This window comes from Aureibacter tunicatorum (assembly GCF_036492635.1).
In the GTDB taxonomy this organism is placed as follows: domain Bacteria; phylum Bacteroidota; class Bacteroidia; order Cytophagales; family Cyclobacteriaceae; genus Aureibacter; species Aureibacter tunicatorum.
The window spans coordinates 239,932-253,179 of the sequence record NZ_AP025305.1 but is presented as its reverse complement, the minus strand read 5'-3'; the positions used below and the strand labels follow the sequence as shown (position 1 = coordinate 253,179).

Annotated in this window: 10 protein-coding genes; 6 read left to right on the top strand and 4 right to left on the bottom strand. The window is 37.7% G+C overall.

Annotated elements, in window-relative coordinates; translation table 11 throughout:
* Positions 1 to 6: 6 nt before the first annotated feature.
* Positions 7 to 3,210 carry a SusC/RagA family TonB-linked outer membrane protein gene (locus AABK36_RS00905; protein ID WP_309937134.1) on the bottom strand — a complete coding sequence of 1,068 codons (3,204 nt, stop codon included), beginning with the start codon at positions 3,208 to 3,210 and terminating at the stop codon, positions 7 to 9.
* Between the two features lie 663 nt (positions 3,211 to 3,873).
* Here AABK36_RS00905 and nadB point away from each other — a divergent pair.
* A complete protein-coding gene (gene nadB / locus AABK36_RS00900) occupies positions 3,874 to 5,460 on the top strand; it encodes an L-aspartate oxidase (RefSeq protein WP_309937133.1) in 1,587 nt (528 codons plus the stop codon).
* 29 nt (positions 5,461 to 5,489) lie between these two features.
* Here nadB and AABK36_RS00895 read toward each other — a convergent pair whose 3' ends face one another.
* The 3 genes from AABK36_RS00895 to tilS all read right to left on the bottom strand — a co-directional run bounded on the left by AABK36_RS00895 (position 5,490) and on the right by tilS (position 8,097).
* Complete coding sequence (locus AABK36_RS00895; protein ID WP_309937132.1) at positions 5,490 to 6,056, bottom strand: hypothetical protein; 567 nt, start codon at positions 6,054 to 6,056, stop codon at positions 5,490 to 5,492.
* A gap of 68 nt (positions 6,057 to 6,124) precedes the next feature.
* Entirely contained in the window at positions 6,125 to 6,661 is a 537-nt protein-coding gene (locus tag AABK36_RS00890) for a Crp/Fnr family transcriptional regulator (protein WP_309937131.1), read from the bottom strand.
* 104 nt (positions 6,662 to 6,765) lie between these two features.
* Positions 6,766 to 8,097: a tRNA lysidine(34) synthetase TilS gene (gene tilS / locus AABK36_RS00885; protein WP_309937130.1), complete on the bottom strand. Its 1,332-nt coding sequence runs from the start codon at positions 8,095 to 8,097 to the stop codon at positions 6,766 to 6,768.
* 94 nt (positions 8,098 to 8,191) lie between these two features.
* Here tilS and AABK36_RS00880 point away from each other — a divergent pair, with 94 nt between their 5' ends.
* From AABK36_RS00880 to porD, 5 genes are all read left to right on the top strand, one after another.
* Positions 8,192 to 9,715 carry an OstA-like protein gene (locus AABK36_RS00880; RefSeq protein ID WP_309937129.1) on the top strand — a complete coding sequence of 508 codons (1,524 nt, stop codon included), beginning with the start codon at positions 8,192 to 8,194 and terminating at the stop codon, positions 9,713 to 9,715.
* 73 nt (positions 9,716 to 9,788) lie between these two features.
* Positions 9,789 to 10,730: an outer membrane protein assembly factor BamD gene (locus AABK36_RS00875; RefSeq protein WP_309937128.1), complete on the top strand. Its 942-nt coding sequence runs from the start codon at positions 9,789 to 9,791 to the stop codon at positions 10,728 to 10,730.
* A gap of 28 nt (positions 10,731 to 10,758) precedes the next feature.
* Positions 10,759 to 11,070, top strand: coding sequence for a DNA-directed RNA polymerase subunit omega (locus tag AABK36_RS00870; protein ID WP_309937127.1), 312 nt, complete (start codon positions 10,759 to 10,761; stop codon positions 11,068 to 11,070).
* A 12-nt stretch (positions 11,071 to 11,082) separates the two neighbouring features.
* Entirely contained in the window at positions 11,083 to 12,285 is a 1,203-nt protein-coding gene (coaBC, locus tag AABK36_RS00865) for a bifunctional phosphopantothenoylcysteine decarboxylase/phosphopantothenate--cysteine ligase CoaBC (RefSeq protein WP_309937126.1), read from the top strand.
* The gene (gene porD, locus AABK36_RS00860; protein ID WP_309937125.1) at positions 12,278 to 13,183 is read left to right on the top strand and encodes a type IX secretion system protein PorD; all 906 of its coding nucleotides are present in this window, start codon (positions 12,278 to 12,280) and stop codon (positions 13,181 to 13,183) included. The genes coaBC and porD overlap by 8 nt, the downstream gene beginning before the upstream one ends.
* Positions 13,184 to 13,248: the final 65 nt, after the last annotated feature.

Sequence of the window (13,248 nt, the reverse complement as noted above, 5' to 3'; positions counted from 1 at the left end):
AAATTATTAGAAACCTAGTTTTACATTAAATCCGTAGCTTCTTGAAGTTGGCAAAGTACCAATATCAAGACCTTGAACACCGCCTGTAGAATAAGTTGCTTCAGGATCAAAATGCTCAGCATTTCTATGCAATATTGCTAAATTAGATCCAACAACTGCTAATGAAATATTAGTAAATGGAGTCTTGTCAATAATTTGCTTAGGGAAATTATATGACAATGAAAGCTCTCTCAACTTAACCCATGAAGCGTCTTCAACAGCTGATACTTCCGGCAATTTGTTGTAGTGCATTCCACCATTCCATCCCATGTGTACTCTAGTAGTATTAGGAGTTCCATCTTCTTTAACTCCATCCAAAATCCATCCACCTGAAGTTGCATCATCCGTTACAGGGTTTCTTACTGGATTTCCTAGATCGTTAGTAAATACTGTTTCTTCCAATACACCTGTTCCTCTACCCCAATACTTAGTAAGCGAGAACATCTCTCCTCCAATTGAAGCATCAATAAGCGCTGACAATGTAAAACCTTTGTAAGAGAAAGTATTACGAACACCACCTGTCCAGTCTGGAGCAGCCGAACCTACAACTTCTTTTTCAGATGTTCTTTTGTAGAATCCATCCTCGCCTACAATTTTGTTTCCGTTATCGTCATAAACATAGTTTGTAGCTAATATAGCTCCAAGCGGTTGACCTTCAACTGCAGCAATTTCAACGTAATAGCTATCTAAAACAAACTTCTCAGAAGGACCTAGATCCACAACCTCATTTACGTTTTTCGCATAGTTGATATCCATTCTCCATGTGAAATCACCTTTCACAGGCACTACACCTAATGTCAACTCATAACCCTTGTTAGAAATTTTCCCTGCATTAACAACAGCATCACGGAAACCTGAGAAGTTTGATACTCTACCAGCAATAATTTGATTAATATTGTCTGACTCATAGTAAGCGGCATCCAATGAAACTCTTCTATTCCAGAAATGCAACTCAGTACCAATCTCCCAAGACAATTGTCTTTCTGGCTCTAAATTATTATTAGCCAATTCATTAGGATTGTAGCTAGTAAATTGTCCATTGTAAGGAGAATTAAAAAGATACAAATCTGTTTTATAAGGATCTGTATCGTTACCAACTTCTGCATAAGAAGCTCTAATCTTACCAAATGAAAGAACGCTTGAATTTTGCAATGCAGGCAATTCAGTAAAGATAAAACTAGTACTCACTGAAGGATAAGTAAACGATTCCCCTGGAATAGCCGAAGAAACATCTCTTCTAACCGCTGACTCCAAGAAAATCATATCATTATAACCAACAGAGAAGTTAGCAAATGTACCAAACACATTTTTTGGTGTAAATTCATCCGAAATACCAACACTTGGAGTTACTGAGTTCTCAATTGAGTAAATTCCATCATAAACTAGTCCATTAACAGTGCTAGCGCCAAATCTTGAATATCTATTCTTTCTTAAGTTAGTACCAACTAATGCTGTAAGAGATATTTTATCATCAGCAAAACGCTTGTTGAATGTAGCGTACAAGTCATAGTTTTCCTCTGAAACATTTCTTCTCTCTACAGTATAATCAGAGATTGCGTAACTACCTTTAGCTATTCTTTCTTCTCTCAAATCAGTGTAAGTATCAACACCACCTCTAGCAGTAATTGTCAACCAATCTGTTGCTTTGTAATTCAACATTACATTACCATACACACGATTTCTTTCATCAGTATTGTAGTTTCTATACTGCATCCAGTAAGGGTTATCCCAGTATGCTGGAGTCGGATTTGTAGCCGAGTATCTGTTCCAAGTTCTTTGAGACCCATCTTCATACGTATAGTTTTTCAACCTTTCATAATCAATGTTTGTCTGTCCCCACATTGCAGCTGAAGCCATGAAGGATCTTGAGTTTCTCCAGTCGTATCCTGTACCTTGACGACCTCTACCTTTTTGATTATAGTAATTAAATGAAACTGCTGCAGTTAATTTATCAGTAAAGTTATAGCTACCATTGAATGAGACATTGTTTCTCAACAAATATGAATTAGGCATAGTTCCTTTTTCATCTCTATTAGTAAATGAAAGTCTGAAAGAAGCGTCTTCATTTCCACCATTCAAAGCAATATTGTGAGTCCAAACTCTACCAGTTTTGAAGAATTTTTCTGGTCCATTTTCAGAAGCTACCCATGGTCTTGTTTCAAGAACTTCTCCAGTTTTTGAAACTCCATCCCAGTGTACAACATTCAAGCTAGGATCAAAAGCAGGTCCCCATGAAGCATCATCTCCAAAGTTAACAAATTTAGTTTCAGCAACACCGTCACCATCTAAATCTTCTTCATGCCAGTAATCTCCGTAACCAGCACCGTACTGATTTTGATACTTTGGCATAGTAGCTTCATTGATCTTGTTAATTGTCAAGTTTGAATTAATAGAAACACCAATACCTTTTCTTTTCGTACCTTTTTTAGTTGTTATCAAGATAACACCATTAGCACCTCTTGATCCATAAAGAGCAGTAGCAGAAGCACCTTTCAATACTGATACCGACTCAATGTCATCAGGGTTAATATCCTGCGCAGCGTTACCGTAGTCAACACCACCGCCACCACGAGCAACTTCAGAGTTATTAAAGTTACTGTTTGAAATCGGCACACCATCGATAACGAATAATGGCTGATTATCTCCTTGCAAAGATATAGCACCACGTATCACAACATTTGAAGATCCACCCATTGAAGGAGAGTTCTTAATAGATACACCGGCAATTTGACCTGACAAGTTACTTACAGCATTAGCCGATTTAACTGTGCTCAGTTTACTTCCGTCAACTTCCTGAACAGCGATACCTAGTGCTTTTTTCTCTCTAGAGATACCTAAAGCTGTTACAACTACTTCATCCAACTGCTTAACATCAGCTGCAATTTCCACATCAACTGTAGACTTGTTTCCAATTTCTACATCTTGAGAAACATAACCAATTCCAGAAAAAACTAGGATTTTAGCGTCATCTCCGATAGTAAGAGAGTAATTACCATCAAAGTCAGTAGCAGTACCTGTTGTGGTACCTTTAACAACAACGTTTACACCGATAGCACCTTCGCCTGAAGCTTCGGTAACTCTACCTGTGATCGTGCGCTCTTGAGCCCATGCTGCAGCGCTAAAAAACACTGCCATGCATAGCATCAAAAGCATGCGTAATTTTTGTTCCATTTTGTTTGATTTTGGGTTAGAAAATTGAGAAAACACTTTATATTTTCACATAAATAATTCCATCCAATGAACTTCGATAAAAACAATTTCTTATAAAAAAACACATTGTTCATAAAAATCGAGATTATCAAAACTCAATGTTTAAGCAAATTATATACTTATAAGATCATTTTCATAACATAAATTACCATTTTAACATACTATATTGCCTCATTTCGTGCAATAAATATAATTTTAACACACAGGATTAATATTGAGTTAAAAAAACATGAATCAAATATCTAATTTTTATCTTTTCAAGAATTTAACAACCCTTAACAAAATCTAAAAATTCGAATATCCACTACACAATGTACTTATTTAGTTAAAATTAACATTTAATTGTTTCTATTATTAGAATAATAATGAAGAGCCTTAAAATATTTGCCAGCCGCAATGCATTCTTCATCACTGATTTGAGGATATGAGAATTTATCGGACACTTATAAAAAATCAAATACTCTTCTTTACTTATTGAGGATAGTTTATTCTTTGCTAAAAAATAATGAACAGTATTTGTAAATTGCAGTACTGAATGCTGAGAAGGCTATCGGGCATTCATCAAACGGTCTCCATCATGGCAACCCGTTATATATGTCAAGACCTCAAACTCAAACTCAATTCATGAACACGATCAATTCGAATTTCTTGGTAATCGGAAGTGGTGTAGCAGGGCTAACATTCGCCCTTAAAGTTGCTGAATATGGTAAAGTGCATATAGTAACAAAAGACAAAGCCAAAGAATCGAACACTCGATACGCTCAAGGAGGAATCGCAGCTGTCACTGAAAATGAAGACAGTTTTGAACTTCATAAGAATGATACTTTCATCGCTGGCGCAGGGCTTTGTCATGAGGACGCTGTAGATGTTCTTGTCAAAGAGGGCCCTCAAAGAATCAAAGAGCTTATTGAGTTTGGAGCTGAATTTACAAAAAAAGCCGATGGGACATATTCTCTCGCTCGCGAAGGAGGGCACTCCATGCACCGAATTCTACATGCCGATGATCTTACAGGCATGGAAATCGAAAGAGCTTTGATTGAAAAAACAAAAGCCCACCCTAACATTGTCATCTTTGAAGACCACCAAGCAGTAGAGTTAATCACCGAACACCACGTTCTTGGCAACTTAAGCGCTAATTTCAATATCTGCTTTGGCACTTATGTATTGAATAAAAAAACGGGAAAAGTCAGCGCTTTCAAATCCGACTATACTTTACTAGCCTCAGGAGGAGCCTCAAGAGTATTCAAGCATACCACAAACCCTGAAATAGCAACAGGAGATGGCATCGCAATGGCATACCGAGCAGGGGTGAGGATAGCCAATATGGAGTTCATTCAATTTCACCCAACATCATTATATAACACAGAAGGCAAAACATTCCTGATTTCAGAAGCATTGAGAGGCCACGGAGGGAAACTTCGCAACTCCAAAGGCGAGCTCTTTATGAAGAAATATGACGAGAGACAGGAGCTAGCCCCGAGAGATATCGTAGCCAGAGCCATTGACGCCGAAATCAAAAGCTTAGGCGATGAATGCGTATACCTTGACATGACTCATCTGGATGATACTTCAGAAAGATTCCCTAATATATACATGTACTGCCTCCATGAAATGAATCTGGATATCACCAAAGACCTTATCCCTGTTGTGCCAGCAGCTCATTATGTTTGCGGTGGCATCATGACGAATCTTGACGGCTTGACCTCAATGCAAAATCTTTACGCCACAGGAGAAGTCGCTCACACAGGAGTACATGGAGCTAACCGATTAGCAAGCAATAGCTTGTTGGAAGCTTTGGTTTTCAGCCATAGGGCTGCGGAAAAGATGATCAAAAAATCCCGCAAAAACTACGAAGGCGTTATTATTCCAGAATGGAAAGAGGACGGCGTTACCGATGAAGAAGAGTGGACTTTAATAAGGCACAACCTCGCTCAGATCAGAGAAGTCATGTCAAATTATGTCGGAATTATCAGATCTAAAAAACAACTCAACAGGGCTTATCGTAGAATCACAATGTTGCATGATGAAGTGGAAGACTATTATAAAAGAACTAAAATCAATGCTGATCTTATCGAATTAAGAAATTGCACAGCCATCGCCTATATGATTATCAATTCTGCTCTTCGAAGAAATGAGAGTCGCGGACTTCATTATATGATTGATTATCCAGAAACCAGAGAATCGTATCTTAAAAACACTATTATCAAATAAATTGATGCTTGAAGCATACTTCAAGCATCTCATTTCAATTCTTTATATACAACTACTTTCCCCTCGTTTCGATCAAATGCGATATATTTCTCAGTGGACAAACCAATCTTATAAATAAATCCTATCGCTTTTTCCTCTTTAATCGTTTGCCAATATTTTTTCACATCGATTTCAGGATTAAAACTCATCGTCGTAGATATGGCTGGTCTCAAAAAGTGGCTATCGGCGAAAAAAGACATCAAACGACCATTGATATAAGCAATTCTTTCCTCTTCGGATGGCTCTTGTTCATTCAAAACTTGTCTGTCGACTAATTCGATAGCGTCAAATTCATCATGATAAATAATTTTGCCTTCTTTATTAAGCACATCAAAGGAAACTGTCGCTCTCAATAAATCATTCTTCCCAACACTTAACCTGAATAAATCTTGACTATTTACAGAAGTGAAGTTTACCAATCGCTCCTCCTTTACTATTGTCTTTTCAGCAAAACCTTCCAAGTCAGACTTTGGAGACTTATCACTCACTTTCTTGCTTGACGAAGTGCAAGACATAAAACCCAAACAGATAAAAAAAATAAAGATATAGCTACGCATGATATTTAAGTTTGACCCATTACATTAATAATGAATAAATATCATCTTTGTTTGGCTTGTGATCAAAGTCACTTTTCAGAACCTTGATAGACTTCCTTTAAATTAAAAAAGCCATAAGTCTTTTTATAAGCATCAAATAGCTTGTAAGTATAATCATTATACTCGGAACACAGGCTTTTCATCATTTTAGCCTCGATCTTTGGATGCTTTTCAAATACCCTCAATATATTGACTTTGGGAATCACAATTACTACAGCCCCCCCTTTGCTTTTCACAACAGCATTATAGATGCGCTTTGCTTTACCCAACAATGCATTGTCGCCAAAAGCTTTATGAGACGAAACCGTCTGAACCTCTTCAAGCTCTCCGCCTATTTCATAGCTCAAACTCACTTCTCCCTCTTTTACTATATACAAGCCATTGCTTGGGTCGTTTCTGAAAAAAATCGCTTCATTTTCAATATAATCTCTCGAATACAAAAAAGGAAGAAATGCTTCCATCTCCTTATAAGTCAAGGAATTGAATAAACTTACCTTGCTCAAGAACTTTAGCGAGGCAAGTTCTTTATCAGTATATTTTTTTTGGAGTCTGAAAGGCTTTAGCATTGCTTTAAAAATTAATCTAATTAACACAAAAAACCGAGATAATGAACTTTCTCTCAATTTCTATTACAAACATTCGCAAACCATCGTAGACAACAATATTTTGCTTATTGTTTTTCAAATTTGAATTCTAAAACATTTTCTGTCGATTCCGTGATCTTAAATCTATTATCGACTCTTTGTCCCACAATCCAAACTATGGAATTACCGCTTGTCAACACAAAAATATCCTTCTTTAAATTTAGAGGAATTTTTTGATCGATCATAAAATCGCTAAGCTTCTTTTTCTTATTCATGCCCAACGGCACGAACCAATCACCAGCTTTCCACTTTCTTAACTTCAAAGGAAACTTCAACTTATCATAATCAAACGCTCCCAACTTTGGATTCGTTTTTATTTTATAACCCTCAGCCTTCTTCTTTTCAAGAACTAGCTTTGATTCAGCAAATTCAACCACAGAATCATCCTCTTCTACATAGATATCTTGAAACTGGCTCAAATTTTTTCTGGACAATACATATTGATCTCTATCCAGATTCAATGTATAAGTTGGAGAATGAAAAACCTTACCGCTAGCATTGGAATCTCTTGACGACAATATTTCCTCCGCTTGAGACAGATTGAAACCATACGGCTTCAACAACTCATTCAAAAGCACTATGCTTTCGCTTTCTTGCTCAATAAGATTTTTATCTATGAATATATGCCCGTCAACAGTTTTAAACGTCTTCTCTTTCAAATCATTCACATAAGCCATGTAAATATTCTCTACCGCGCTTACCCTCTTGACAGTATTCTGAATAGTATTCTCAAGATCGGGGTTTATTTCTTTCAATACAGGGACAATCTCGTTTCTAATTAAATTACGTCTGTATTTGTTGTCCTGATTGGAACTATCTTCTCTCCATATCAACTGCTTCTCAGCCGTATAGTCCATGATGCTCTCTCTATCTGTGAACATCATAGGCCTTATAGTTCTGCCTGCTTTTGTTTTGATACCATGAAGCCCAGCTATACCAGTGCCTTTGGCCAAATTAAACAAGATGGTTTCTAAAGTATCATTGTTATGATGAGCGGTAGCAAGGCAATCATACCCCTCGCTATCAAGCAAGCTTTCAAACCACTCATACCTTAAGCTTCTCGCCGCCATTTCGATAGATATTTTCTCCTCTTCAGCGTATGCTTCTGTATCAAAATGATTGACATAAACTTTGGCTTTATATTTCTTTGCCAATTTCTGCACAAATAGCTCATCGGCATCCGATTCTTCACCTCTCAATCCAAAATTGCAATGAGCGATACCAAAGGAATATCCCGACTTTGCGAAAAGATCAAGCATCACTACTGAATCCATTCCTCCGCTTACAGCCAAAAGCACTTTTCCTTCTTCCACTACCAGGTTTTCCTGCTTGATAAATGCTTGAAATTCTTTTAACATATTTTTGCCAAAGTTTTTTTCGTAAATTTGGGTAATTAATATGCTAATCTCGTTATTTATAGCTTAGTATCAAAAAACGAATTTTTATTAATCAATGATAAAACAAATATTTGGAGCTTTGTTCTTCTTGTCTTTTGCGATTAACTTCCTAAACATTAACAACGCAATTGCCCAAAAGAAAGAAAAAGTAAATTACAAGTCGGACTCGCTCAGAGGTGGAACACGTGATGGCGAACGCTTTGAAAAATTAATCCACAATGTAGAATTTGATTTCAAAAAAAGAGATTCAAAAATCTATTGCGATAGCGCGTTTTTTTTCAGAAAAGCGGGGAGAATGGAATGCTATGGAAATGTACGCGTTCATGAAGGAGATTCCATCACAATTATTTCAAAAAAACTAATCTACGATACTCGCGAGAGGCTCGCTAGAATGAGGGAAGATGTTATCTATACGGACAAAACCACAAAACTGTATACTGACACGCTTAATTACTATGTAGAAACCAGATCCGCGAGATACTGGGGTGGTGGACGAATCATCGATGGAGCCAATGAGCTTATCAGTGAAGAAGGCATCTACAACACAGCAACTAAAAACATGAATTTCTGGGACAGCGTTCGTATGAAAAGTCCTGAATACAATCTCAGAACTGATTCGCTAGTCTATAATACAAACACGAAAATAGCTGAAACATTTGGCGAAACAGAGTCGATCACTCCGGAAGGATATATCATTGACTCTCCTATAGGCGCAATTTACAATTTGTCGAATGAAAACACAGTCTTGCCTTCAGGAACTATCGAATCAGAAGAATACATGCTGAAAGGAGACACTCTGACATTCAATCAAACGACAGGCCTTTACACTGCCAAAAACAATGTCTTTTTGGAAAACTTTGAAGAGCAACTCATAATCACGGGCACTGAGGCTAAAATGAATAAACAGGAAGGCATAACCAAGATTTATGGAAATCCACTGATGAAAAAAATCATGGAAGCCGACACCTTTTATTTGAAAGCGGATACCCTTGTTTCCATTGAAGATCAAGTCACTGGCGAAAGATTTTTATTAGCATATGATAGCGTTCAAATTTTCAAATCCAATCTTCAGGGACTTGCCGACTCGATAAGCTACCATGTTACAGATTCGACGATATACATGTACACTGATCCTGTGCTTTGGAATGACAACAACCAAGCTACTGCAGACACCATCAGCATCTTAATATCTTCAGCGGGATTAAAACAAATGGATTTGTACAAAAATGCTTTTATGATATTGGAAGATAGCTTAGGCCAGTTCAATCAACTTCGAGGACGGGATATTTTCAGCTATTTTTCGGGTCAGGAACTCAGCAAAATGGATGTCATTGGCAATAGCGAAAACCTTTATTATGCCATGGATGAAAGAAAAGGATTCCTCGGTATCAACAGAATTATCTGCAGTTCGACGACAATGTATTTCAGCGGAGGACAACCCGCCGAAGTAATATTCTATACTAAACCCGAAGCGCGATTCATTCCTCCCCACGAGATTGATGAACAAAGCTCAAGACTGAAAGGCTTTCAATGGCTAGGAGATATGCGGCCTACCCGAAAAAGCGTTTTGAGAGAGTGAGTTTTCCATATTTTTTCAAAAAGGCTACTAACAAATTGAATATTAACTACTAGCATCATATATTTGCGAACTTATGCATAGACTAAGTAAAATATCGATATTATTTATCTGGCTTATAGCAATGGCTTTTTTCTCGGGTTGCGCGAGTAAATTCAGGCAATTGCAAAAAAGCAGCGACATCCAAGAAAAACTTGCCGGAGCGCTGGAATACTACGACAATGAAAAGTACTACAAAGCGGCTACATTGCTCGAAGAAATTCTTCCAGTATTAAGAGGAGCGGAGGAATCAGAACAAGTTTTATTCAAGCTTGCCTATGCTTATTACTACCAAAAGCAATACACTCTAGCGGGACATTATTTCAATAGATTTTACGAAACTTATACGCGAAGCCCTTTAGCGGAGGAAGCTCTTTACATGTATGCTTATTCCAAATACTTGGAATCTCCAAGACACTCTTTGGATCAATCGAGCACTGAAGAAGCTATTGTTGTTATGCAGTCATTTATCAACAAATTCCCTCAAAGCGAAAAAAAGGAAGAGGCTAGCAAGATCATTTCAGAGCTTCAGAAAAAATTGGAGAAGAAATACTATGAAGTGGCAAAGCAATATTACAAGCTTGACAGGTACAAAGCCTCAATGGCAGCTGTAGACCATTTCCATAAAGGCTTCCCTGACTCGAAATACAACGAAGAACTTTCTTTTTACAAGCTTAAATCAGCTTACAACTATGCGACAGAAAGTTTCTTCGCTAAGAAAAAGGAAAGATTGGACGAAGCTGTGAAATTTTACGAGAACTTCATCGACAAATATCCTGAAAGCAAATATTTGAAAGAAGCTGAAAACTTGTATGGAATGATATTGGTTGAGCTTGAGGAAGTAAATGAACAACAAGTTAAAATCAACGAATACAAGGCCAAGCAAGAGAAGTTGAAGAAAGAGGCGGAAGAAAAAGCCGAGCAAGAGCAATCTCAGGAAGAATCAACTCCTGAAACAGAAGAAAAAGAATCAGAATAAAAGAATCATTCATATAATCATAAATACTATGGCTTCAAAAGCATCATTAGAAACAAGAAACTTTGATGAGCTAGTGTCTGAAACAGGCAATATCTACCAATCGCTTATCGTGATGGGATCAAGAGCTCGTCAATTGTCTACTATGATGAAAGAAGAGTTGAACGGCAAGCTTGCCGAGTTCGCGTCAAGCGTTGACAACTTGGAAGAAATTTTCGAAAATAGAGAACAAATCGAAATCTCTCGCTTCTACGAAAGAATGCCTAAGCCTACTAACGTGGCTATCGACGAGTTCTTAGACAACAAATTGAACTACAGAAGCAGAAACGAAGAAATCATCTAAAAGAATTTTGCCATGCTCCAAGGTAAAAAAATCATTTTGGGAGTATGTGGAAGCATAGCGGCATACAAAGCCGCTATGCTTACTAGATTATTAGTAAAGGCTGGTGCGGATGTCAAAATCATCATGACTGAATCGGCCAAAGCTTTTATCACACCCCTCACACTTTCCACTTTATCCAAACATCCCGTACATTCCGATTTTTTCAAAAACACTAGCGGAGAATGGGATTCGCACGTTGAACTAGGCTTATGGGCTGACTTGATATTAATAGCTCCTGCCACCGCAAAAACCATTTCCCAATTCGCTACAGGCCATTGCGACAACCTTTTAGTTGCTACTTACTTGTCCGCAAGATGCCCAGTATATCTAGCGCCTGCTATGGATTTGGATATGTATATGCACCCCAGCACGCTTTCCAACCTCCAAACTTTGGAAAAATACGGCAATAGAATTATCAATGCCGAATCAGGTGAATTAGCCAGTGGCTTAATAGGACAGGGGAGAATGGCTGAGCCCGAGCATATTGTCGAAGCTTTGGAAGTTCACTTCAACGCTGAACAAAAGCTATCTGGCAAAAGAATCTTGATAACGGCAGGACCAACGCATGAAGCAATCGATCCTGTTAGGTTTATCGGCAACCATTCCACAGGGAAAATGGGATATGCCATTGCCGAACAAATGCTTGACCAAGGAGCTGAAGTAACGCTAGTTTCAGGACCAACGCATTGCAAGCTTGAACACCCAAACTTGAAGATAATCCCTGTAAAATCTGCAGAGGAAATGTATCAAGCATCAAAAGCAACTTTTGAAAGTTCTGATATCACAGTGCTTTCCGCTGCTGTAGCTGATTATACCCCGAAAATTGTCGCTGACAAAAAGATTAAGAAAAAAACCGACGAATTTGATATCACTTGCGTCAAGACAGTAGATATCGCCGCAAAACTTGGTGAATTGAAAAAAAATCACCAATTTATGGTAGGCTTCGCTCTTGAAACCGACAATGAGATCGAGAATGCCAAAGGCAAACTTGATAGAAAAAATCTTGATATGATTGTTCTCAACTCTCTCAAAGACAAGGGAGCTGGTTTTGGACATGACACCAATAAGGTTACAATCTTGTCGAAAACAAATGAGGCGTTAAAATTTGATCTCAAATCAAAAAGCGAAGTGGCAAAAGATATTGTCAACACCATCATAAACTACAGCCATGACTAAGAAATTCTTTTCACTGATTGCATTGCTAAGCATTTTCTTCGCCAAGTCCACTTTTGCTCAAGAACTGGATTGCGCGGTAATTGTCAATACTCAGCAAGTACAGTCTACTGACAAAAGAATATTCACTGACATGCAAAAAAATCTGGAGCAATTTATCAATGACAGGGAATGGACATCTTTAAAATTTCAGAATAGCGAAAGGATAAAGTGTTCCATAGCTCTGAATATCGAAGAAATGCCTTCCAGCACTTCTTTCAAAGGCACGGCTACAATTACTGCTGTGCGCCCGGTTTATGACACCAATTATGAAACAATGTCTCTATTGGTTTTCGCCGATAAAGAATGGGTATTTGAATACACTCAGGGGCAACCTTTGGAATATGTACAAAACAGCTTCACGAACAATCTAACCTCCTTGTTAAGCTATTACGCGCTAATTATAATAGGAATGCATGAAGATTCATTCGCATCCAAAGGAGGTCAAGAGCAACTTGACGAAGCCAGAGAAATAGCTAATGCGGCCCAATCTTCAGGTTATCCCGGCTGGCAAGCATTTGGAAATCCGAACAGCAGGTATTTTATCATTGATGATTTATTCAATGGTCAAATGGAGGAATTCAGACCTGGGTTTTACAACTATCATAGACATGGCTTGGACATGATGACTCAAGACCCAGACCAATCAAGAGAGAAAGTATTGGAGTTCTTGTCCCAAATCAAGCAAATGAATACTTACAAGCCAAGTTCTCCTTTGATTAGAAACTTCTTCTATGCAAAAGCTGATGAACTGTCTAATCTGTTTGCTGAAGGAGATATGACTGTAAGAAAACAAGCATATGAAATCCTTGTCTCTGTCAACCCTACAGAATCGGATAAATATGCCAAGATCATCAAATAGCATGTTCACAAAATTTAGAATTGCTAAAATAAATCACTGAAAATAAGCAGTATTGCTAATAATAT